The organism is Streptomyces sp. NPDC002838 (assembly GCF_040295365.1).
Classification (GTDB): Bacteria; Actinomycetota; Actinomycetes; order Streptomycetales; family Streptomycetaceae; genus Streptomyces.
The window spans coordinates 1-21,969 of sequence record NZ_JBEOVF010000006.1; the positions used below are offsets into that span (position 1 = coordinate 1).

The 21,969-nt window shown below is 70.5% G+C and carries 23 protein-coding genes and 1 pseudogene; 9 read left to right on the top strand and 15 right to left on the bottom strand.

From position 1 onward, the window contains the following. Positions 1-91 precede the first annotated feature (91 nt). From ABT063_RS09975 to ABT063_RS09995, 5 genes and pseudogenes are all read right to left on the bottom strand, one after another. Positions 92-337, bottom strand: a complete 246-nt coding sequence (locus tag ABT063_RS09975; protein ID WP_351056722.1) for a hypothetical protein — start codon at positions 335-337, stop codon at positions 92-94. Between the two features lie 29 nt (positions 338-366). Next, positions 367-1,690, bottom strand: a pseudogene (locus ABT063_RS09980) (RNA polymerase sigma factor). Positions 1,691-1,697: 7 nt separating this feature from the next. After that, the gene (locus ABT063_RS09985) at positions 1,698-2,111 is read right to left on the bottom strand and encodes a YciI family protein (RefSeq protein WP_351056723.1); all 414 of its coding nucleotides are present in this window, start codon (positions 2,109-2,111) and stop codon (positions 1,698-1,700) included. Between the two features lie 123 nt (positions 2,112-2,234). Continuing rightward, positions 2,235-2,471 carry a hypothetical protein gene (locus ABT063_RS09990; RefSeq protein ID WP_351056724.1) on the bottom strand — a complete coding sequence of 79 codons (237 nt, stop codon included), beginning with the start codon at positions 2,469-2,471 and terminating at the stop codon, positions 2,235-2,237. 26 nt (positions 2,472-2,497) lie between these two features. Continuing rightward, the gene (locus tag ABT063_RS09995) at positions 2,498-3,082 is read right to left on the bottom strand and encodes a dihydrofolate reductase family protein (RefSeq protein ID WP_351056725.1); all 585 of its coding nucleotides are present in this window, start codon (positions 3,080-3,082) and stop codon (positions 2,498-2,500) included. Between the two features lie 112 nt (positions 3,083-3,194). Here ABT063_RS09995 and ABT063_RS10000 point away from each other — a divergent pair, with 112 nt between their 5' ends. After that, the gene (locus ABT063_RS10000; protein ID WP_351056726.1) at positions 3,195-3,785 is read left to right on the top strand and encodes a TetR/AcrR family transcriptional regulator; all 591 of its coding nucleotides are present in this window, start codon (positions 3,195-3,197) and stop codon (positions 3,783-3,785) included. 1 nt (position 3,786) lies between these two features. Here the strand turns inward: ABT063_RS10000 and ABT063_RS10005 are convergent, their stop codons facing one another. The 3 genes from ABT063_RS10005 to ABT063_RS10015 form a co-directional block, all read right to left on the bottom strand. Continuing rightward, on the bottom strand, positions 3,787-4,389 hold the full coding sequence (locus ABT063_RS10005) for a GNAT family N-acetyltransferase (protein WP_351056727.1): 603 nt from the start codon (positions 4,387-4,389) through the stop codon (positions 3,787-3,789). 200 nt (positions 4,390-4,589) lie between these two features. Continuing rightward, complete coding sequence (locus ABT063_RS10010; protein ID WP_351056728.1) at positions 4,590-5,675, bottom strand: family 2 encapsulin nanocompartment cargo protein polyprenyl transferase; 1,086 nt, start codon at positions 5,673-5,675, stop codon at positions 4,590-4,592. 113 nt (positions 5,676-5,788) lie between these two features. Further along, positions 5,789-7,195: a family 2B encapsulin nanocompartment shell protein gene (locus ABT063_RS10015; RefSeq protein WP_351056730.1), complete on the bottom strand. Its 1,407-nt coding sequence runs from the start codon at positions 7,193-7,195 to the stop codon at positions 5,789-5,791. Between the two features lie 282 nt (positions 7,196-7,477). On the opposite strand from ABT063_RS10015, the gene ABT063_RS10020 reads away from it, so the two are divergent. Both ABT063_RS10020 and ABT063_RS10025 read left to right on the top strand, forming a co-directional pair. After that, on the top strand, positions 7,478-8,068 hold the full coding sequence (locus ABT063_RS10020) for an N-acetylmuramoyl-L-alanine amidase (protein WP_351056731.1): 591 nt from the start codon (positions 7,478-7,480) through the stop codon (positions 8,066-8,068). Between the two features lie 36 nt (positions 8,069-8,104). Beyond that, positions 8,105-8,998, top strand: coding sequence for a 1-aminocyclopropane-1-carboxylate deaminase/D-cysteine desulfhydrase (locus tag ABT063_RS10025; RefSeq protein ID WP_351056732.1), 894 nt, complete (start codon positions 8,105-8,107; stop codon positions 8,996-8,998). A 14-nt stretch (positions 8,999-9,012) separates the two neighbouring features. Here ABT063_RS10025 and ABT063_RS10030 read toward each other — a convergent pair whose 3' ends face one another. Continuing rightward, positions 9,013-10,605, bottom strand: a complete 1,593-nt coding sequence (locus ABT063_RS10030; protein ID WP_351056733.1) for a Na+/H+ antiporter — start codon at positions 10,603-10,605, stop codon at positions 9,013-9,015. A 63-nt stretch (positions 10,606-10,668) separates the two neighbouring features. Here ABT063_RS10030 and ABT063_RS10035 point away from each other — a divergent pair, with 63 nt between their 5' ends. From ABT063_RS10035 to ABT063_RS10045, 3 genes are all read left to right on the top strand, one after another. Continuing rightward, positions 10,669-10,929, top strand: a complete 261-nt coding sequence (locus ABT063_RS10035) for a UBP-type zinc finger domain-containing protein (RefSeq protein WP_351056734.1) — start codon at positions 10,669-10,671, stop codon at positions 10,927-10,929. A 270-nt stretch (positions 10,930-11,199) separates the two neighbouring features. After that, entirely contained in the window at positions 11,200-11,613 is a 414-nt protein-coding gene (locus ABT063_RS10040) for an ATP-binding protein (protein WP_003992877.1), read from the top strand. 17 nt (positions 11,614-11,630) lie between these two features. Beyond that, complete coding sequence (locus ABT063_RS10045; protein ID WP_502990790.1) at positions 11,631-12,719, top strand: RNA polymerase sigma factor SigF; 1,089 nt, start codon at positions 11,631-11,633, stop codon at positions 12,717-12,719. Between the two features lie 43 nt (positions 12,720-12,762). Here the strand turns inward: ABT063_RS10045 and ABT063_RS10050 are convergent, their stop codons facing one another. Then, positions 12,763-13,203, bottom strand: coding sequence for a hypothetical protein (locus ABT063_RS10050; protein ID WP_351056736.1), 441 nt, complete (start codon positions 13,201-13,203; stop codon positions 12,763-12,765). Positions 13,204-13,319: 116 nt separating this feature from the next. Between ABT063_RS10050 and ABT063_RS10055 the strand changes: the two genes are divergently transcribed. Together ABT063_RS10055 and ABT063_RS10060 are read left to right on the top strand one after the other, a co-directional pair. Continuing rightward, a complete protein-coding gene (locus ABT063_RS10055; protein ID WP_351056737.1) occupies positions 13,320-14,288 on the top strand; it encodes a diacylglycerol/lipid kinase family protein in 969 nt (322 codons plus the stop codon). A gap of 320 nt (positions 14,289-14,608) precedes the next feature. Further along, on the top strand, positions 14,609-14,866 hold the full coding sequence (locus tag ABT063_RS10060) for a WhiB family transcriptional regulator (RefSeq protein WP_006142322.1): 258 nt from the start codon (positions 14,609-14,611) through the stop codon (positions 14,864-14,866). Between the two features lie 175 nt (positions 14,867-15,041). On the opposite strand, the gene ABT063_RS10065 is transcribed toward ABT063_RS10060, so the two are convergent. Together ABT063_RS10065 and ABT063_RS10070 are read right to left on the bottom strand one after the other, a co-directional pair. Beyond that, complete coding sequence (locus ABT063_RS10065; RefSeq protein ID WP_351057038.1) at positions 15,042-16,508, bottom strand: sensor histidine kinase; 1,467 nt, start codon at positions 16,506-16,508, stop codon at positions 15,042-15,044. Positions 16,509-16,861: 353 nt separating this feature from the next. Further along, positions 16,862-17,509, bottom strand: a complete 648-nt coding sequence (locus ABT063_RS10070) for a TetR/AcrR family transcriptional regulator (protein WP_351056738.1) — start codon at positions 17,507-17,509, stop codon at positions 16,862-16,864. A 212-nt stretch (positions 17,510-17,721) separates the two neighbouring features. Between ABT063_RS10070 and nagB the strand changes: the two genes are divergently transcribed. After that, on the top strand, positions 17,722-18,507 hold the full coding sequence (nagB, locus tag ABT063_RS10075) for a glucosamine-6-phosphate deaminase (protein WP_351056739.1): 786 nt from the start codon (positions 17,722-17,724) through the stop codon (positions 18,505-18,507). A gap of 71 nt (positions 18,508-18,578) precedes the next feature. Here the strand turns inward: nagB and ABT063_RS10080 are convergent, their stop codons facing one another. The 3 genes from ABT063_RS10080 to ABT063_RS10090 are packed head-to-tail and all read right to left on the bottom strand — an operon-like array spanning position 18,579 to position 21,898. Continuing rightward, the gene (locus ABT063_RS10080) at positions 18,579-20,063 is read right to left on the bottom strand and encodes a glycoside hydrolase family 3 protein (protein WP_351056740.1); all 1,485 of its coding nucleotides are present in this window, start codon (positions 20,061-20,063) and stop codon (positions 18,579-18,581) included. A gap of 9 nt (positions 20,064-20,072) precedes the next feature. Continuing rightward, on the bottom strand, positions 20,073-20,915 hold the full coding sequence (locus ABT063_RS10085; RefSeq protein WP_351056741.1) for a carbohydrate ABC transporter permease: 843 nt from the start codon (positions 20,913-20,915) through the stop codon (positions 20,073-20,075). Next, the gene (locus ABT063_RS10090; RefSeq protein WP_351056742.1) at positions 20,912-21,898 is read right to left on the bottom strand and encodes a carbohydrate ABC transporter permease; all 987 of its coding nucleotides are present in this window, start codon (positions 21,896-21,898) and stop codon (positions 20,912-20,914) included. Before ABT063_RS10090 ends, ABT063_RS10085 begins: the two co-directional genes overlap by 4 nt. Positions 21,899-21,969 lie beyond the last annotated feature (71 nt).

The following is a 21,969-nucleotide window of genomic DNA, read 5'->3' on the forward strand; positions in this document are numbered from 1 at the left end:
CCTCGGACAGCGTGATCTCCACAGCAGAGGGACCCGGATGTGACATACCAACAGGCTACTTACTAACCCTCAGGATTTCTGGCGCATCACACTAGCGGGTCCTGAAGAGGCAGAGAACGGCCGTCGAACCGTCCTCGTCGGGCGTGGGGCTCGGGCACATGCTCTCCCACCCCTCCGGAAGCGAAGGCGTCGGAGTGGCCTCCTGGCGGCCGTACGGCGTCGGCGGCTCCGCCGACTCCCGCAGCAGCAACGTGAACCCGCCCCCGACGGCCACGGCGACCGCCCACACCGCCACGACCCACCGCCGCACCCGGAGACGCGGTCCTTCCTCCGTCATGCCCGTGCTCCCTCCCGCATGGGTGCACGTTAGTCCCCCAGGCGCGCCGCCCGCCCCTGCAAGTACCGCCGCTCCGGCAGGCTCAGGGTCCTGGCGGCCGCCGATTCGTAGGCGGCGCGGGCTTCGTCGTACGAGCCCGCGCGCTCCAGGAGATGGCCCCGGACCGCGTCCAGCCGGTGACCCTCGCTCAGCTTCCCCTCCATGGCGTCCAGTTCGCCGAGACCGGCCCGCGGGCCGTGGACCATGGCGACCGCGACCGCGCGGCCGAGGCGTTCGACGGGCCCGGGGACAAAGCAAACGAGGCAAACGAGGCGGACGAGGACGTCGTACAGGCCGAGGACCTCCCGCCAGTCGGTGGCGTCCGTGGACGGCGCCTCGTCGTGTACGGCTGCGATGGCGGCCCGCACCTGGTAGGGACCCGCGGGTCCCCGGCTCAGCGCCCGGGTGACCAGCGCGACGCCCTCCTCGATCGCCGCCTTGTCCCAGCGGCCGCGGTCCTGTTCGTCGAGCGGGATCAGCTCGCCGTGCGGTCCGGTGCGCGCGTCGCGGCGGGCGTCGGTGAGCAGCATCAGGGCCAGCAGGCCGGCCACCTCGCCGTCGTCGGGGAGCAGCCGGTGCACCTCACGGGTCAGCCGTATCGCCTCCCGGGCCAGATCGCGCCGCTGGAGGCTCGGGCCCGAGGTCGCCGTGTACCCCTCGTTGAAGATCAGGTAGAGGGTCTGCAGTACGGCGGGCAGGCGCGCGGCCCAGTTGTCCGGCCGCCCGAAGCGCACGCCCCGCACCTTCTGCTTGGCCCGGCTGATCCTCCCCCAGCTCTCGGCTTCGCTCGAACCGGGGCACCCCCATCGCCATGGTGGTCTCGGGGACGAGGTACGCCCGGGCGATCTCCGCCGTGGTCAGACCGCCGACCGCGCGCGGGGTGAGCGCGGTCTGCGCGGGCGGGGTCAGGTCCGGATGGCAGCACAGGACGAACAGCGAGAGCGTGTCGTCCTCGCGGGGCGCCCGGTCCGTGGTGACGAACGCGTCGCGCGGGGTCAGCGCCGCCACCCGTTCCTCCCGCGCCCGCCGCGCCTCCTCCGCCCGCAGGGCGTCGGTCAGCCGCCGCGAGGCCACCTTGATGAGCCACCCGCGCGGGTTGTCCGGCACGCCTGCCGAGGGCCACTGTCCGGCCGCCGCGAGCAGCGCCTCCTGTACGGCGTCCTCGGCGGCGTCGAAGTGGCCGTACCGCCTCACCAGCGCGCCGAGGACCAGAGGGATGAGGCCGCGCGAAGCGCGTCGTTGCGGGGTGGTGGTCGGGCGGCGGGCGGGAGCGTGCCGGCGCAGCAGGTCCTCGACCCCGGTCGTGCCTCTCACGGTCTCCTCAGACGTCCCCGGTGCCGTCCATGACGGGCCGGATCACCACCGGGGAGTTGGGGGCGCCTTCCGGCTGGGGGCAGCGGGTAATGCGGTCGGCGATCTCGGTGACCCGCTCCAGGCTCTCGCACTCCAGCAGCCAGTAGCCCGCCAACAGCTCCTTGGTCTCGCTGTACGGCCCGTCGGTGATGACCGCCTTGCCGTCGTCGCCGAGCGTGACGGTGCGGGTCTGCGCCGGCTCGGCCAGGCCCTGCCCGTCGATCATCTCGCCGGTCTCCGACAGGTCGTCGTTGATCGCGCTCATGTAGGCGTACATCGCCTGGATCTCCTGCTCGCTCCACGCCGGGGAGCCCGGGGATGCCTTGCCGCGCATCGCCTCGTAGTCCGCCTGCGTGCCCTGCACCATGACCAAGTACTTCATGAGTCCGCTCCTTCGCGTCTTCGGCGTCTTCGGCCGGACCGCCCGCGGTGGGCGGCTCTCACAGGGGACGTCGGAGCCGGTCGGGGGTTCTCGACAAGTCGGCTCGGGATATTTTTTCGCGGCTCAGGGCTTCTTCGCGGCGGTCGTGCCGGTGCTCCTCGCGGCGGGAGCGCCGGGCTTGTCGTCGGCCGCGCCGGTTTCGGCGCCTTCCGCGCCTTGCTCGGCGTAGGCCTCGCACTCCGGGTCGCGGCACGGGCCGGGAACCCACACCGGGACCCACGCGCCCAGCGTCTTGTGACGCCGGACGACCGTGTCGACGGGCTGTCCGCAGACGGGACAGACGTACCTGTCGCTGTCCATGTCCTCAGGGTAGGCCTGGGCGCGGCTCAGCGCTTCCTGCTGTACGTACGAACCACGGCGCCGTTGGCGAAGCCGCGCACCGACTCCAGGGTGAACTCCGTGACCGCGAAGCCGGAGCCGAACATCGGCATGCCGGTGCCGTACACGATCGGATAGGTCTTGATGACGAGCTCGTCGATCTCGCCGATCAGCTCGCCCGCGAGCACGGAACCGCCGCACAGGTAGATACCGAACTCGCTGTCCTCGGCCTTCAGTTCGCGGACCTTGCCGACCAGGTCGTCGGCGATGATCTCGACATTCGGGTCCGGCGACTTGCGCAGGGTGCGGGACGCGACATATTCGCGCAGGTGGGCGTAGGGGCTGGTGATGCCCTCCTTCAGGGCCACGTCGTAGCTGGCCCTGCCCTGGATGATCGTGTCGAACCGCTTGTTCGGCACGTCGTCGAACCCGAAGGCCCGGCGGCCATGGGTCGGCATGGTCTCCGGGTACTCCGCCCTGATGATCGTGGAGTACTCCTCGTCGACGAAGGCGAGCATGGCCGAGGCGTCGCCGTCCGGGTCCCCGATGAACCCGTCGATCGAGCAGGCGATGAAGTAGGTGAGCTTTCGCAAGCCAGTCTCTTTTCATAGGCTGTCGCTGCAACGACTCCAGTTGTAGTACTTCACTTGTAGTGGTCGCAAGGGAATATCCGGAGACCGGGGAAAGTGGGAGAGAGGACTCCGCATGGTCAGCAACCCTGAGCGCCGGGCCGCGCTCGTCGACGCCGGGGTCGAGGTGCTAGCCCGCGAGGGGGCGCGCGGGCTGACGTTCCGCGCGGTGGACGCCGAGGCCGGGGTGCCCGTGGGCACCGCCTCCAACTACTTCACCGGGCGCGACGACCTGCTGCGGCAGATCGACGCCCGGCTGCACGAGCGGCTGGCGCCCGACCCCGAGGTGATCGCCGATCTGATGACGCGGCCGAAGGACCGCTCCCTGGTCGCCGCCTTCATGCACGACCTGATGGCCCGCGCGACCCGCGACCGCACGGGCTATCTGGCCCTGCTGGAGATGCGCCTGGAGGCCAACCGGCGGCCCGAACTGCGCGCCTCCTTCACCAAGTCGGTGCGTGCCGATCTGGAGGAGGGCATGGAGTTCCACCGGGCAGCCGGGCTGCCCGGCGGCGACGAGACCGTCGCCGTGCTCTATCTCGCCATGCTGGGGCTGCTCCTGGAGCACCTGACGCTGCCGCGCGTCCTGGAGGGCGTACTGCCCGGAGTGAGCGTGCCGGAGGGGTTGGTGGAGCGGATCGTGGAGGCGGTGGTGCCCGAGGCGTAGTTCAGGCCCGGGGTTCGCGCCACATCGGCCACATCTGCGGGCCGCCGTCCGGCAGATCGAGGGGCTGGCCGGCGAGCTCGAAGCCGAGGCGCTCGTAGAGCTTCCGGCTGCGGGCGTTGCTGGCTTCCAGGTAGGCCGGCACTCCGTCGCGGTCGCAGCGGTCGAGGACCGAGGCGATGAGCGCGGTGCCGAGGCCCTCGCCCTGGCGCTCGGGGGCCACCGCGATCATCCACAGGTAGGCATGGTCGCGGCCCGAGGGGTGGATGCCCGCGGTCAGCCGGCCGATCAGTTCGACGCGCTCGTTGTCCGGGTCGACGGCCGCGCGCACCTGGGCCGGGCCCTCGTCGTCGGCGTCGCCTCCGTGGTCGTCCGCGGGCACGGACAGCCACAGCGCGCACGCCGTGCCGTCCTCGGTGACATCGACCCGCCCGTGGGCGAGCACGATGTCGGTGAACGCGGCCATCAGCCTGGGGTGGGTGGTACGGCGGTACTCGTCACCGGGGAACACCCAGCGGCTGACCGGATCGTCCTGGAAGGCCTCGTCCAGAAGCCGGACGACCAGCTCGCGGTCCCCCTCGTCGGCCGTCCGGATCGCCACGCCCATGTCCCGCCCCTTCGCCTCAACCGTCGTTGGCTGTACGGGGGTTGAGCCTACAGAGGATGGCGTGGAAACGGGCGGGCCCCGCACACCGTGGGGATGTGCGGGGCCCGCCGACCGGAGTCCGCGGTGGGCGTGCGGGGTCAGGAGCCGCACGCTTGCCGTGGCTCCGGCGTCTTGACGTCCTCCCCCCTGCTGGACGCCGGTCAGCTGCTGCGCCGGGTCACGAACTCGGCCAGCGCGAGCAATCCGCCCGCGGCTTCCGGGTCGGACACCGCGCGGGTCAGTTCCTGCATGGCGCGGGCCATCCGGTCGGCCGCCTGGACCTGCGCCCAGTCGCGTCCGCCCGCCTGCTCCACGGCCAGCGCCGTGCGCGCGAGGTCCTCCGCGCCCCCCTGCTCGTACGGAACCCCGTACAGCTCGGCCAGTTCGGAGGCGGCCGGTGTACCGGAGGCGAGCGCGGCGACCACCGGCAGCGACTTCTTGCGGGCGGCGAGGTCCGCGCCGGCCGGCTTGCCGGTGCTGCGCGGGTCGCCCCATATGCCGATCACGTCGTCGATGAGCTGGAAGGCGAGCCCGGCCTCACGGCCGAACGCGTCCAGGGCCTCGACGTCCTCCTCCGGCGCTCCCGCGTACAGCGCGCCGAGGGCGCAGGCGCACCCGAGCAGCGCGCCCGTCTTGGCCTCGGCCATGGCCAGGGCCTCGTCGAGGGTGACCTCGTCCGGGCGGCACAGCTCCATGGCCGTGTCCGCGTGCTGGCCGGCGCACAGCTCGACGACGCAGGCCGCGAGCCGGGCGGCGGCCCGCGAGGACGCCGGGTGCGGGTCCTCGGCGAGCAGCCGCAGGGCCAGCGCCTGGAGGGCGTCCCCGGCGAGGATCGCGTCCGCGTCGCCGAACACGGTCCACGCGGTGGGCCGGTGCCGCCGGGTGGTGTCGCGGTCCATCACGTCGTCGTGCAGCAGCGTGAAGTTGTGGACCAGTTCCACCGCCGCGGCCGCCCGTACGGCCGCCGCCCGCGCCCGCTGTCCGCCGAGCGCGGCGGCCGCGGTGAGGACGAGCGCCGGGCGGATCGCCTTGCCCGCGTTGCCGGTCGCGGGTGTGCCGTCCGCATGCTCCCAGCCGAAGTGGTAGAGCGCGATACGGCGCATGGAGCCGGGCAGCGACTCCAGGGCGGAGCGCAGCTCGGGGTCGACCGACGCCCGGGCCCCCTCCAGGATCACCGCCGCCTCGTGCCCGTCGAGCGATCGCTTCCCTGTGGAGCTCTGCTTCGTCTCCGTCATGAACTCGGCCATGGGGTCCCCCTCGGAGAGTCCGCGGACGGTGGCGCTTCCGCTGTGGCTGGGCACATACGACCGGGGTGTACCCGCCCCGCGGGCCGGGGACACGGCTTCCAGGTGCGGAAACATCACCCCCAGCGGCCGATCTCGACGTTCTCCAGGACACCGAGCGCGTCCGGCACGAGAACCGCCGCCGAGTAGTAGGCCGTCACCAGGTATTTGATGATCGCCTGCTCATTGATGCCCATGAAGCGCACGGACAGGCTCGGCTCGATCTCGTCCGGGATGCCGGCCTGCTGCAGGCCGATGACGCCCTGCTCGGCCTCGCCGGTACGCATGGCGATGATCGAGGACGTACGGGCCTCGGTGACCGGGATCTTGTTGCAGGGGTAGATCGGCACTCCCCGCCACGTGGGAATCCGGTTGCCGGCCACGTCGATGGTCTCGGGGACGAGTCCGCGCCTGTTGAGCTCACGGCCGATCGCGGAGATCGCGCGCGGGTGGGCGAGCAGCAGCTTCGTCCCGCGCCGCCTGCTGAGCAGCTCGTCCAGGTCGTCGGGGCTGGGCACGCCGTCGTGCGGCTGCAGCCGCTGGTCGTACTCGCAGTTGTGCAGCAGCCCGAACTCGCGGTTGTTGATGAGCTCGTGCTCCTGGCGTTCCTTCAACGCCTCGACCGTCAGCCGGAGCTGCTGCTCGGTCTGGTTCATGGGCTGGTTGTAGAGGTCGGCCACACGCGAGTGGATGCGCAGCACGGTCTGGGCGATGCTCAGTTCGTACTCGCGGGGCCTGGCCTCGTAGTCGACGAAGGTGTGCGGGATGTCCGGCTCGCCGTCGTGGCCCGCCGCGAGGTCGATCTCCTTCTCGCCGTACTTGTTGGTGCGCTGCGAGGGGATCGAGCGCTGCGCCTGGAGGTGCTCGCCCAGGGACTCGGAACGCTCCGCGACCTGCTCCACGTCCTGGCGGGGCAGCACGAGGACCGTGCAGGCGGTGACCGCGCGGGCCGTGTACTCCCAGATGGCGTCGGAGTCGAGCAGCGCCTGGTCACCGAGGTACGCCCCGTCGGCGAGGACTCCGAGGGATTCGTCCTCCCCGTACGGGCCCGTGCCGAACCTCTCCACCCTGCCGTGTGCCAGCAGGTACACCTCGTCGGTCGGACTGCCGAAGGAGGCGACCACGTCCCCCGCGGCGAACTCCCGTTGCTCGCAGCGCCGGGCGAGCTCGGTGAGCACGTCCTCGTCCTCGTACGACCGCAGCGCGGGCAGTTCGCGCAGTTCGCCCGGGATCACTTCGACGCGGTCGCCTGTCTTCACGAACGTGACCCGGCCGTCCCCGACGGCGTAGGTCAGCCGCCGGTTCACCCGGTACGTGCCGCCCTGCACGTTCACCCAGGGAAGCATGCGCAGCAGCCAGCGGGAGCTGATCTCCTGCATCTGAGGTGCGGACTTGGTGGTGGTGGCCAGGTTCCGCGCGGCCGCCGTGCCGAGGCTCTGCTGCGGCCTGTCCTGTTCGGTGCGGACCTCTTCGCCTACCGACATAAGGAATGCCCTCCCGGTCATGCACCGGCACCGATCTGCGCCGGGCATCGATCTGCACGGACAAGCCTTCCAGCACGAAGTGTGCTGGTGCCATTACACGAAAGAGCGGGAATGGATCACCGTCGGCTGGGCACATATGGGAATCCTGTCCACCGGACGGAAGTTGTCCGGATCGGCTCGCACGCCGTGCGAACGAGTAGTCCGGAGCGTGCGGTTCCGGTACAAGCAGCGGTACCAGACGGCCGCGCACCGCGGCCGACGCGCAGCACGAAGGAGGCGATCATGGCCTCACCCATGTCCGCGGGCAAATTCCTGGCCGGGCTGAAAGCGGAAGGACTCACCGTCGTCGAGGTCGGCGACTGGGAGCACCACAACCGCAACCACAAGGGCCCCTGGGGGCCGGTCCACGGCGTGATGATCCACCACACGGTGACCAAGGGCAGCAAGCGGACGGTGGAACTCTGCCGGGACGGCTACGCGGACCTGCCGGGGCCGCTGTGCCACGGCGTCATCACCAAGGACGGCAGGGTCCATCTCGTCGGCTACGGCCGCGCCAACCACGCCGGCCTCGGCGACGACGACGTGCTGCGCGCGGTGATCGCCGAGAAGGCGCTGCCGCGCGACAACGAGGCCAACACCGACGGCAACCGGCACTTCTACGGCTTCGAGTGCGAGAACCTCGGCGACGGCAAGGACCCCTGGCCCGCGGCCCAGCTGGAGGCGATCGAGAAGGCGGCCGCCGCGATCTGCCGCCACCACGGGTGGACGGAGCGGTCGGTCATCGGCCACCTGGAGTGGCAGCCGGGGAAGGTGGACCCGCGGGGCTTCACGATGACGTCGATGCGGCAGCGGATCCGGGAGCGCTTGCAGTAATGGCACACGCGACCGACCAGTGGTGACAATGAACCCGTGACCAGCCTCGACACCCTCCACCCCCGTCTCCCCTCCCCCCTGCAGGAGATCGAGGACCCCCGGTTCACTCACCACGGCACCCGTCTCCTCCTCAAGCGGGACGACCTCATCCACCCGCAGCTGATCGGCAACAAGTACCGCAAGCTCGCGCCGAACCTCACCGCCGCGGCCGGCCGTACCGTCGTCACCTTCGGCGGCGCGTACTCCAACCACCTGCGCGCCACGGCCGCCGCGGGCCGCCTGCTCGGTCTGCCCACCGTCGGTGTGGTCCGCGGCCAGGAACTGGCCGACCGCCCGCTGAACCCGTCGCTGGCCAGGTGCACGGCCGACGGCATGCGGCTGCACTTCGTCGACAGGTCGACGTACCGCCACAAAACCGAACCGGAGACCCTGGCGGCCGTCCTGCGCGCGGCGGACGCCGAGGGCGCGTACGTCGTCCCGGAGGGCGGCAGCAACGCCGAGGCCGTCCGGGGATGCCACGCGCTCGGCGAGGAGCTGCGCGGGCGGGCCGACGTCGTCGCGCTCGCCTGCGGCACCGGTGGCACCCTCGCGGGCCTGGCCGCCGGGCTGGCCCCCGACCAGCGTGCGGTGGGCGTCCCCGTCCTCAAGGGCGGTTTCCTCACCGCCGACATACAGGCCCTGCAGCAACAGGCCTTCGGCGGCCCCCGAGGCACCTGGCACCTCGACGACCGTTTCCACTTCGGCGGCTACGCCCGCACCACCCCCGCACTGGACGCCTTCGCCGAGGACTTCGAGGACCGCCACGCACTGCCCGTCGAGCGTCTCTATGTCGCCAAGTTGCTGTACGCGCTGGTGACCCTGGCACAAGAGGGCGCCTTCGCGCGCGGGACGACGATCGCGGCCGTCGTCACCGGCCGCCCCTTCCCCTGAGACGCACCAGGCGCCTACGCCGCCTCCCGGTAGGCCGCCGCCTCCTCCAGGTCCAGCCTGCGCAGCAGCGTCCGCAGCATCTCGTCGTCGATGTAGCGGCCGTCGCGCAGCTTCACGAACACCGCGCGCTCGACTCCGATCATCTCCCGGGACAGGCGCCGGTAGGTGTCGTCGGCGGTCTCGCCGGTGAGGGCGTTGACCTGGCCGAGGCGCTCCCAGACGGCGTTGCGGCGGCGTTCCAGGACCGCGCGCAGGCGGTCGGCCAGCGGTGGCGGGAGGGCGTTGCGCTCGCCGGAGAGGAGTTCGTCCAGGTGCCGCTCGGCGGCCCGGGAGGCCTGCGCCTGGGCGTTGGCCTCCGCGAGCGTCTCGGCCTGCGTGTCCCGGCCGGGCAGCTTCAGCAGGCGGATCAGCGGGGGCAGGCTCAGGCCCTGGAGAACCAGCGTCCCGATGACCGTGGTGAAGGTCAGGAAGAGGATCAGGTTGCGCTCGGGGAAGGGTTCGCCGCCGTGCATGGTCAGCGGGATCGAGAAGGCGATGGCGAGGGAGACCACACCCCGCATCCCGGCCCAGGCGATGACGAACGGCCCCTTCCAGGTCGGGTTGTCCTCGCGCTCCCGGATCCGCTTCGACAGCCGGGGCAGGAAGATCGCCGGATACACCCACGCGAACCGGGACGCGACCACGACGAGGAAGACGGCCACCGCGTACCAGGCGGCGCGGCCGCCCTCGTACTCCCCCAGGCCCTTGATGATCACGGGCAGTTGCAGTCCGATCAGGGCGAACACCGCCGACTCCAGGACGAACGCGACCATCTTCCACACGGCCTCCTCCTGGAGGCGGGTCGCGAAATCGACCTGCCACGCGCGGTGCCCGAGGTAGAGCGCGACGGTCACGACCGCGAGGACACCGGAGGCATGCACCTGCTCGGCGGCCGCGTACGCGACGAACGGGATCAGCAGGGAGAGCGTGTTCTGCAGCAGCGCCTCCCTCAGGTGGGTGCGCAACCAGTGGATCGGCACCATGAGGACCAGCCCGAACCCGACGCCGCCGATCGCCGCGACCAGGAACTCGCCGATTCCGCCGGCCCAGGTGGCGCCCTCGCCGACCGCCGCCGCCAGGGCCACCCGGTAGGCGGTGATCGCGGTGGCGTCGTTCACCAGGGACTCGCCCTGCAAAATCGTGGTGATCCGGGACGGCAGCCCCACCCGGCGCGCGACCGCCGTCGCCGCGACCGCGTCCGGCGGCGCCACCACCGCCCCCAGCACCAGCGCCGCGGTCAGCGGCAGGTCCGGCACGATCAGGTAGGCGGCCCAGCCCACGGCGAAGGTGGCGAAGAGCACGTATCCCACCGACAGCAGGGCCACGGGCCGCAGTTGCGCGCGCAGATCGAGGTACGAGCTGTCGGTGGCCGCCGTATGCAGCAGCGGGGGCAGGAGCAGCGGCAGGACCACGTGCGGGTCGAGGGTGTACTCCGGGACTCCGGGGACGTACGAGATCACGAGTCCCGCGGCGACCAGCAGCAGCGGTGCCGGCACGGGCGTCCGCCGGGCGGCCGCCGCGATCGCGGCGCTGCCCGCCACCAACAGCAGCAGTGGCATCACGCCCATGATCCTCGCCCACCCTCGCTCATCCGCGCGGATTATCCGCACAGCCGTCGTAATCTGGCAATCATGAAACAGTGCACGCATGCCGACGCGCTGCCGCCCCCCGAACCCGAACCGCTCAGCGAGACCTGCCTGGAGTGCCTGGCGACCGGCACGCACCCGGTACAACTGCGGCTGTGCCTCCTGTGCGGCCACGTCGGCTGCTGCGACACCTCGCCGCACCGGCACGCCACCGAGCACTTCAAGGACTCCGGTCACCCGTTGATGCGGACCTTCGAGCCCGGCGAGAACTGGCGCTGGTGCTTCGTCGACCACGTACTTGTGTGATCCTGGGAGGCCCAGGACGGCTCGGGTTCCGGACGGTTCGACCGTCTGAGGCCTGGGTACGTCAACCCGGCGCGCCCTCTTCCCAATTGGGCACGCAAACCCCCTAGCCACGGAGCGTATCCGTGTGTTTACTATGAGTGACAGCAAGGGGTTGGGGTCCTGGGGACAGGAAAGTTCAGAGCGCGATAGCGTCACCGCTGAACCACGTGTCGCGTTACCCCGAGGGGCGACCCTCGGCCCCGTAAAGCTTGTACCACCTTGGAGGTGAGGGTGTCCCAGATCGCAGGCGAGCCCGCGACCCAGGACTTCGTGGAAGTCCGGCTGCCGGCCGCGGGTGCCTACCTGTCGGTGCTGCGTACGGCCACGGCCGGCCTCGCGGCGCGTTTGGACTTCACCCTCGACGAGATCGAGGACCTGCGCATCGCGGTCGACGAGGCCTGCGCGATCCTGCTCCAGCAGGCCGTGCCCGGCTCGGTGCTCAGCTGTGTCTTCCGGCTCGTCGACGACTCGCTGGAGGTCACCGTCTCGGCGCCGACCACGGACGGTCACGCCCCTTCGCGGGACACCTTCGCCTGGACCGTGCTGTCGGCCCTCGCGGGCAAGGTCTCGTCGGCCGTCGACAAGGACAAGACCGTTTCGATCAGCCTCTACAAACAGCGCGGCGCGGGACCCGGGCCGGCGTGAGGAACGGGGACGGGCCGGTGCGGGACGAAGAGCGCGGCACACGGGAGCTGCCGGCCGCCGAAGGCACGGGCGGTCCGAGCACGTCCCGACGCATGACGGACGGCATCGACGGCATCCCCGAGCAGGCCAGGCCGCACCCGGTGGACGACTCCACGGAGACCGGCTTCCCGGACGGCGGCCAGGGTGATCGGGAGGGTGCCGTGCAGAGCGCGCCTCTGGACGGACGGATCGGGGTGTCCCCTGTCCGAGCCCAGACGAAGGCTCGGGGAAGGGCTACGGGCGGGACGATGAGCGAGCACGAGCGAGACAACGAGACGGCAGCGCGGAGCGTGCAGGCCACGCAGCACGACCCTCAGGACCGCAGCGGGGCGCGCGCGATGTTCCTCGAACTGCGCGCCCTGAAGGACGGCAGCCCCGAGTACGCGGAGCTGCGCAACCAGCTGGTCCGCATGCACCTGCCGCTCGTCGAGCACCTCGCGCGCCGCTTCCGCAACCGCGGCGAGCCGCTGGACGACCTCACCCAGGTCGCCACCATCGGCCTGATCAAGTCGGTCGACCGCTTCGACCCGGACCGCGGGGTGGAGTTCTCGACATACGCGACCCCGACGGTCGTCGGCGAGATCAAGCGGCACTTCCGCGACAAGGGCTGGGCGGTACGCGTACCGCGCAGGCTCCAGGAGCTGCGTCTGGCCCTGACGACGGCCACGGCCGAGCTGTCGCAGCTGCACGGCCGCTCCCCCACGGTGCACGAGCTGGCCGAGAAGCTGGCCATCTCGGAGGAGGAGGTCCTGGAGGGCCTGGAGTCCGCCAACGCGTACTCCACGCTGTCCCTGGACGTCCCCGACACCGACGACGAGTCCCCGGCGGTCGCGGACACCCTCGGCGCCGAGGACGAGGCGCTGGAGGGCGTCGAGTACCGCGAGAGCCTCAAGCCACTCCTCGAGGACCTGCCCCCGCGCGAGAAGCGGATCCTGCTGCTGCGCTTCTTCGGCAACATGACCCAGTCGCAGATCGCACAGGAGGTCGGGATCTCGCAGATGCACGTGTCGCGGCTGCTGGCCCGGACACTGGCACAGCTGCGGGAGAAGCTGCTGGTGGAGGAGTAACCCCACAAGGGTTGGTCCCAGTCGGGATCACTCCCGGCGGGGGTTACTCCCGCGCGTTGCCGGGCCCCCGGATCCCGAGGGCCCGGGTCGTCTCGGGATTGACGAGCAGGACGAGCGCGGTGACGGCCACGAGCGCGAGCGCGATACCGACCGGAATGGCCACGCTGTCGGCCTGGAGCAGGTTGTAGGCCACCGGCAGCGCCAAGATCTGCGTGATCACGGCCGGGCCCCGGCTCCAGCTGCGCCGGCCGAGCAGCCCGCGGGCGGCGAGCAACGGCAGCAGCGCGAGGACGATCAGCGTCACACCGCCGGTGACGGCCTGCTGCCGGTCGTCCGCGTCACCGATGAGGCCGAGGGCGATGATCCAGACCCCGCCGATCACCAGCGCGAGCCCTTCGAGCGCGGCGAGCGCGGCGGCGTACGTCAGGCGCCGCGGGCGCGGACCGGCGGATTCGGGGGTCGTGGGGGTCTTCTCACTGCTCACCCCAGCAGGGTAGCCCTCGCGGTGCACGCCCCCGTGGTGAGGTTCACGCACCGAAGTCTTACTTGATCCCTACCTCGCCCTGTGCCCGGTACCACCCAGTAGGTACGCTGCAACCCATGCGTGCACTTCTCGTGGTCAATCCGGCGGCAACCACCACAAGCGCACGTACGCGCGACGTCCTGATCCACGCACTCGCGAGCGAGATGAAGCTCGAGGTGGTCACCACCGAGTACCGCGGCCACGCGCGTGACCTGGGCCGGCAGGCGGCGGAGAGCGCGGACGTCGACCTGGTCGTGGCCCTCGGCGGCGACGGCACGGTCAACGAGGTCGTCAACGGCCTGTTGCACGCGGGCCCCGACCCGGACCGCCTGCCCGGCCTCGCCGTGGTCCCCGGCGGCTCCACCAACGTCTTCGCCCGTGCTCTGGAGCTGCCCAACGACGCCGTGGAGGCCACCGGCGCCCTGCTGGACGCCCTGCGCGAGGGCCGCGAACGCACGGTCGGCCTGGGACTGACCTCGGGTACACCCCGCTCGGAGGACGAGGCCGTGCCGGCCCGTTGGTTCACCTTCAACGCGGGCCTGGGCTTCGACGCCGGCGTGGTCGGGCGGGTCGAGCAGCACCGCGAGCGCGGCAAGAAGTCCACACACGCTCTTTACGTACGTCAGGTGATACGCCAGCTCCTCGGCGAGCCCCACCGCCGGCACGGCACCATCACCCTGGAGCGGGCGGACGAGGAGCCGATCACCGACCTGGTCCTCTCCATAGTCTCGAACACCTCCCCGTGGACGTTTCTGGGCAATCGCCCGATCTACGCGTCACCTAAGGCCTCGTTCGATACCGGGCTCGACGTATTGGGTCTCAGCCGCCTGTCGACGACCGCGGTTGCCCGGTATGGCACCCAGTTGCTCACTTCGTCCCCCGAGCGCGGACCCCATGGCAAGCACGCCGCACCCCTGCACGACCTGAGTGAGTTCACCTTGCATTCGAAGGTGCCGCTGCCCCTCCAGATGGACGGCGACCACCTAGGGCTGCGTACGAGCGTGACGTTCACAGGCGTACGCCGTGCACTGCGTGTGATTGTGTGAGCAGAAGGGGCTAAAGTCCTTTCACTCGAACGTTTAGGCCAGGATCCACCCCATGGAAGTACGGCTGTGACCTAGTCGACACCGAGGAATCAAAAAAAACTTTCCGGAAGGGGTTGTATCCGCCGCTGAGGTTTGCGAGTCTCTACGTGGCGATCGGGACGGCCCGCAACACCGGCCTCCACTGATCACCAGAACCCCTCTTCAATTCACAGGACCCACGCCAGGGAACCTGGCGGTCGGCCCTTCACTTGTTGAGGGATTCGTGAAAGCGTTCACATTCACAAGCAACCTGCATGTAATACCAAGGAGAGGTAGCAGCCATGGACTGGCGTCACAACGCCGTTTGCCGCGAGGAAGACCCCGAGCTCTTCTTCCCCATCGGCAACACCGGTCCTGCGCTGCTGCAGATCGAGGAAGCCAAGGCCGTCTGCCGTCGCTGCCCCGTTATGGATCAGTGTCTGCAGTGGGCGCTCGAGTCCGGTCAGGACTCCGGCGTCTGGGGTGGTCTCAGCGAGGACGAGCGCCGCGCCATGAAGCGCCGCGCCGCCCGCAACCGGGCCCGTCAGGCCTCCGCCTGACAACACCCGCCCCGCAAACAGCCTGAGCTTGGCGGCGCGTACAGCGAGTACGCATCCTCCCGCCCCCGAGCCGCAGCGCGCAGTACCCCCGATGCGCAGCAAACGCTGGCAACGAGCATGTTGCCCCGGCCCCCTGAACGGGCCGGGGCTCTTTGCTGTCCGCAGCCGCTGTCGGCTACTTGTTCGCCCGCACCGGGACGTCCAGGATCACCCGCGTGCCGCCTTCCGGTGTCGGGACCATGTCGAACGTGCCGCCCAACTCGCCCTCCACCAGGGTCCGTACGATCTGCAGCCCGAGGTTGCCCCCGGTGTGCGGGTCGAAGCCCTCGGGCAGGCCGACGCCGTCGTCCTGGACGGTGACCAGGAGACGGGCCTCCTTCGTGGTGCCGCCGCGGACCGCGGAGACCTCGACGGTGCCGGTGTCGCCCTCGCGGAAGCCGTGCTCCAGGGCGTTCTGGAGGATCTCGGTCAGGACCATCGACAGGGGCGTGGCGACCTCGGCGTCCAGGATGCCGAAGCGACCGGTGCGCCGGCCGGTGACCTTGCCCGGGGAGATCTCGGCGACCATCGCGAGGACGCGGTCGGCGATCTCGTCGAACTCCACGCGCTCGTCCAGGGTCTGGGAGAGCGTCTCGTGCACGATCGCGATCGAGCCGACCCGCCGTACCGCCTCCTCCAGTGCTTCGCGGCCGCGATCGGACTCGATGCGCCGGGCCTGGAGCCGGAGCAACGCCGCCACCGTCTGGAGGTTGTTCTTGACGCGGTGGTGGATCTCCCTGATCGTCGCGTCCTTGGTGATCAACTCGCGCTCGCGGCGGCGCAGTTCGGTGACGTCCCGGAGCAGGACCAGTGAACCGATCCGCGTGCCCTTGGGCTTGAGCGGGATCGCGCGGAACTGGATCACCCCGTCGGGCGACTCGATCTCGAACTCCCGCGGCGCCCAGCCACTCGCCACCTTGGCGAGCGCCTCGTCCACCGGCCCGTGGGTCGGGGCGAGTTCGGCGGTGGTCTTGCCGAGGTGGTGGCCGACGAGGTCGGCGGCGAGGCCGAGGCGGTGGTAGGCGGACAGGGCGTTCGGCGAGGCGTACTGGACGAGGCCGTCCGCGTCGAGGCGGATCAGGCCGTCGCCGACGCGGGGCGAGGCGTCCATGTCGACCTGCTGGTTCGCGAACGGGAAGGAGCCGGCCGCGATCATCTGCGCGAGGTCCGAGGCGCTTTGGAGGTAGGTCAGCTCCAGGCGGCTCGGGGTGCGCACGGTGAGGAGATTGGTGTTGCGCGCGATGACGCCGAGGACGCGGCCCTCCCGTCGTACGGGAATCGACTCGACGCGGACCGGGACCTCCTCGCGCCACTCCGGGTCGCCCTCACGCACGATCCGGCCCTCGTCCAGGGCGGCGTCCAGCATGGGGCGGCGGCCGCGCGGGACGAGGTGGCCGACCATGTCGTCCTGGTAGGAGGTGGGCCCGGTGTTGGGGCGCATCTGGGCGACCGAGACGTACCGGGTGCCGTCGCGGGTGGGGACCCACAGGACGAGGTCGGCGAAGGAGAGGTCGGAGAGCAGCTGCCACTCCGAGACCAGCAGATGCAGCCACTCGAGGTCGGAGACGTCGAGGGCGGTGTGCTGGCGGACCAGTTCGTTCATGGAGGGCACGTGTGCGAGCGTACCCGGGCAGGAGGACCGGCCTGAAAATCGGACCGGCCCGAGAAACACCCGCGGGCCGCGGCGCCTGAGAGGGACCCTCAACCCTCCCGGCACCGCAGCCCGGAGCAATATCGGCCGTGGGGTGTGCGGTCCCGGTCGGCCGAAGGATGAGGAGCCGGGGCAGTCAGGGCAGAGAGCTCCGGTTCCTCGGTCCGCCCTCCTGTGCGGGGAGGACGGAAGCCTGTTCGTGTTCGGTTGTCTCTGCTTCAACCGTCTCTAACGCATTGTGGACTAGACCACCATGTGTGTCCATGCGTTGGAGGCTGTTTGTTGTTGGGGCTTTCTCACGCAGCCTAACCCGTATGGGTTCCCGTGGGAGGCCAGATGGCAGTGGCAATTTCGGCGAGTGCCTCCAACTCCTCGCGGCTCGCGCCGTCGCGCGCCTGTTGGGACATGCCTTGGATCATCGCTCCGGTGTGCCGGGCGAGGGCGGCGGCGTCGGTACCGGCGGGGAGCAGCCCGGCGTCGACATCCGCCCTGATACGGCGCTCGAACGCGGCGATGTTGGCGTTGCGCCGCTCACGCAGGGACTCCTCGACCTCGGGGTTCGTGCAGTTGATGGCCGCGTGGATGACGAGGCAGCCGTACGGATGGGCGGGGTCGGTGTACTCGACGGCGGCCTCGCGCAGCATGCGCTCGACGGCGGCGCGGGCGGTGGGTTCCTCGGCGAGGGCGCGGTCGCCGAAGGAGCCGTACTTCGTGCCGTACTCCCGGACGACCTCCTCGAACAGTGACCGCTTGCCGCCGAAGGCCGCGTAGAGGCTCGGGGCGCCGATGTCCATCACGCGCGTGAGGTCGGAGACCGATGTGGCCTCGTAGCCGTGCTGCCAGAAGGCGAGGAGCGCCTTCTCGAGGGCGGTCTCGCGGTCGAAGGAGCGGGGGCGGCCACGGGGCTTCGGTGCGGGCTTGACCTGCGCCTTCGTGTCCTCACTGCTCACCATGGGGTGGATTGTATAGCGGGCGCTAGAGAAATGGCGGTGGCGCGACGGGGCGCGGACGCGGTGCACTGGGTGGCGGGGAGCCGGGTGGACGTTACGGGAGGTTCACCGGCCTAGGGGGACGTGGACAGACGTTGGTGGCAGCATCTCGGCCGGAGGGGCCGATTCTGTTAGATTGGTCTACACCACATGTCTTCAGGATCGGCAGGCCCAGCGTGGAAGTTGTCATCGTTCCGGACGCCAGGTCGGGCGGCGAGCTGATCGCCGAGGCCATGGCGCAGCTGCTCCGGCGCAAGCCCGACGCCCTGCTCGGCGTGGCCACCGGCTCGACGCCGCTGCCCATTTACGAGGCGCTGGCGGCGAAGGTGCGCGCCGGTGCCGTGGACCCCTCGCGGGCGCGGATCGCGCAGCTCGACGAATACGTGGGGCTGCCGGCCGAGCACGCGGAGTCCTACCGCTCGGTGCTGCGGCGCGAGGTGCTCGAGCCGCTCGGGATCGGGATGGAGGCGTTCATGGGACCGGACGGCACGGCCGAGGACGTGCCGGGAGCGTGCGAAGCGTACGACAGGGCGCTGGCCGAGGCCGGCGGGGTGGATCTGCAGTTGCTCGGGATCGGGACCGACGGGCACATAGGGTTCAACGAGCCGTGCTCGTCACTGGCCTCGCGGACGCGGATCAAGACACTGACCGAGCAGACCCGGATCGACAACGCGCGCTTCTTCGACGGGGACATCGAACAGGTGCCGCACCACGTGATCACACAGGGCATCGGGACGATCCTTGAGGCACGGCACCTGGTGCTGCTGGCGACCGGCGAGGGCAAGGCGGACGCGATCGCCGCGACCGTCGAGGGACCGGTGGCGGCCGTGTGCCCGGCCTCCGCGCTCCAGCTGCACCAGCACGCGACCGTCGTGGTCGACGAGGCCGCCGCGTCCAAGTTGAAGCTCGCGGAGTACTTTCGCCACACGTATGCCCACAAGCCGGACTGGCAGGGGATTTAGGGACGCGGCACGCATCGCACGACGAAGGCGCCGGGCTCCCTGAACAGGGGCCCGGCGCCTTCGTCGTGGGTCTACACGCCCGCGATGATCTCCGCCGCCGCCCGGCCGCAGACGCGGGCCGCGCCGTGGGTGGCGAGGTGGAGGGCGCCTCGGGGGGTGGCCTGTGGGAGGCCCATCTCGACGACGATCGTGTCGGGGCGGGCCGCCAGCAGGGTGTCGAGGGCCGCCGCCATCCAGGGGTGGCGGTGTTCGTCGCGGACGACGGCCACGATGCGGCGGGGGCCGGCCGCCCGCAACGCCGTGCGAGCGGTGTCCTCGTCCGTGAAGGTGCCTGTTTCCGTGCCGGGGAGCAGGCGGGAGAGCTCCACGGCCACGCCCCAGGGGGTCTCGTCGCCCACGGCGAAGTTCGCCATCGGGGTGAGGGCGGCGACGTAGGGCGGTTCGGTGAGGGGGGTGAAGTGCTCGGCGCCGGTGAGGCGCAGGGCGCGGCGGGCCGCGCGGAGGCCGATGTCGCTGCCGGCGGAGTCCGGAAGGGCTCTCCCTGCCGACGCCGTCCACCGGGCCAGGGCCCGGACCCGTTCCGCCGCGTCCGCCAAGCGTTCCTCGGGGAGTTCGCCGGTGCGTACGGCCGTGATCAGGGCGTCGCGCAGGCGCCGTACCGTTTCGTCGTCCGCCAGGCCGCCGCCCACACAGATGGCGTCGGCGCCGGCCGCGAGGGCGAGGACGCTGCCGCGTTCGATGCCGTAGGTGCCGGCGATGGCCTGCATCTCCATGCCGTCGGTGACGATCAGGCCGTCGTAGCCGAGGTCGCCCCGCAAGAGGTCGGCCAGGATCGGGCGGGACAGCGTCGCCGGGCGATCCGGGTCCAGGGTCGGGACCAGGATGTGGGCGGTCATCACCGCACGGCTGCCGGCGGCGATCGCCGCGCGGAACGGGGCGAGCTCGCGGTCCGACAGCACCTCCGGTCCCGCGTCGATGCGCGGCAGCGCGTGGTGGGAGTCGACCGCCGTGTCGCCGTGGCCGGGGAAGTGTTTCGTGCAGGCGGCGACTCCCGCCGACTGCAGGCCGGTGACGTAGGCCGCCGTGTGCCGGGCGACCAGGTCGGGGGCGGCGCCGAAGGACCGTACGCCGATCACCGGGTTCGACGGGTTCGAGTTCACGTCGGCCGACGGGGCCCAGTTGAGGTTCGCCCCGCAGGCGGCGAGGCGACGGCCGAGTTCGAAGGCCACCTCCCGCGTCAGTTCCACGTCGTCCACCGCGCCCAGCGCGTGGTTGCCGGGGAAGGAGGAACCGGTCCGCACCTCCAGGCGGGTGACGTCACCGCCCTCCTCGTCGATCGCGACCAGGACGTCGTCGCGTTCGGCACGCAACTGGGCGGTCAGAGCGGCCAGTTGCTGGGGGCCGGCGATGTTGCGGCCGAACAGGCCGACCGAGGCGAGGCCCTCGCCGAGGCGGCGCAGCAGCCAGTCGGGGGCGGTGGTGCCCAAAAAGCCGGGCTGGAGGACGGTCAGGGCATCGCGCGTCAGGGTGTCTGTACCGCTGGCGAATGTCGTCATCGGGTGGCGTTATCCCTTCACGGCGCCCGCGGTCAGGCCCGCGGCCATCTTGCGCTGGACGAGGAGGAACAGGACGACGATCGGCACGGCCATCATGGTCGATCCGGCCATCATCGGGGCGTATTCGGTGCCGTGCTTGGTGGTGAAGTTGCCGAGCCAGACGGTCGCGGTCTGGTTCTTCTGGCTGAGCAGCATGAGGGCGTAGAGGTACTCGTTCCAGGCCTGGATGAAGCCGTAGACCGAGGTGGCGACCATGCCGGGGGCCAGCAGCGGGAAGACCACCCGGATGAAGGCGCTCGTGCGGGAGCAGCCGTCGACCATCGCCGCCTCCTCCAGCTCCCTCGGGATGTTGACGATGAAGCCCCGGAGCGTCCACACCGTGAACGGCAGGATGAAGGTCAGGTACGTGATGATCAGGCCGGTCAGCCGGTCGTACTGCCCCAGGTCGTTGAGCAGCAGGAACACCGGGATGATCATGGCGACCAACGGGACCATCTGGACCGCGAGGATGCCCACGATCACGATCTTGCGGCCCCGGAAGGCGAAGCGGGAGATGGCGAGCGCGGCCAGCATGCCGACGACCATGCCGATCAGGACCACCGCGAGGGACACGACCAGGCTGCGGCCGACCGGTCCCCAGAAGTCGGCGATGTCCAGCGCCCGGCTGAAGTTGGACAGGGTGAGGCCCGTGGGCAGCACGCTCGGGTCCGGGTCGATGGCGTCCTTGGCCGGTTTGAACGCCGTGTTGAGCATCCAGTAGACGGGGAAGCCCGCGGTGACGAAGACGAGGAGGCCGAGGAGGTTCCAGCCGGCCTTCGACTTCCGGCGCACGGGAGTCGTCAGCGTACTCATTCGACCTCTCCGATCTTCAGCATCTGGCGCATGTAGACGGCGACCACGCCGAGCAGCAACACCACGGTGAGCAGGGCGATCGCCGAGCCCTGCGCGTAGTCGTTGACCACGAAGGCGCGGTCGTAGGAGTAGGTGGTCAGGAGCTGGAACTCGGCCTCCGGGTGGCCGTTGCGCATCACGAAGACCTGCGGGAAGACGCCCATGTCCCAGATGACCGACAGGGTCGTGAGCATCACGATGATCGGCTTGAGGATGGGGAGGGTGACGTAACGGAAGACGCCCCAGGCGCCCGCGCCGTCGAGGCGGGCCGCCTCCTCCAGTTCCTTGGGGACCTGGGTGAGACCGGCGCTCAAGGTGATCACGACGAAGGGCACGGCCCCCCAGACCACCAGCAGCATGATCACGGCCAGGCCCTGCGGCCCGCTGGCGAACCAGTTGTGGCCGATGAGTTCGACGCCGGGCAGCTTGCTGAGGAGCGCGTTGAGGATGCCGTAGTCGGCGTCGAACAGCCACTTGAAGACCGTGGTGGCGACGATGATCGGCATGCCCCAGCTGGCCACCAGCGCGATGTTGACCAGCGTCTTCACCCAGCCGGAGACCCGCTGGAGCAGCAGCGCGATCAGCATGCCGACAACCATCGTGAAGATCACGCAGCCCGCCGCGAAGACGATCGTCCGTACGACGACCGCCCAGAACTCGCCGTCGCCCAGGACCTTGGTGAAGTTGTCGAACCCGACCGACTCGGCCGGCTGGAAGCCCCACAGCTGGGACTGCCCGAACTTCTGGAAGGAGAGGGTGGCCAGGCGGACCAGCGGATAGCCGAGGACGAGCGCCAGGATCAGCAGACAGGGCGCGAGCAGCAGCCAGGGGGTGCCGGCCCCGCTCGACGGCCGCTTCCTCGGGGGCACGTCCAAAAGAAGTGGTGGCGGCGCCTGCCGCGGCGGCGGCACCTTGGCAGGGGTGGTCGTGTCTGCGGCAGTCATCCGCGCGCTCCTCAGCGGTCCCTCAGGGTCGTACGAGAAGCAGGGCCCCGCCCGTCACAACAGGGCCCTGC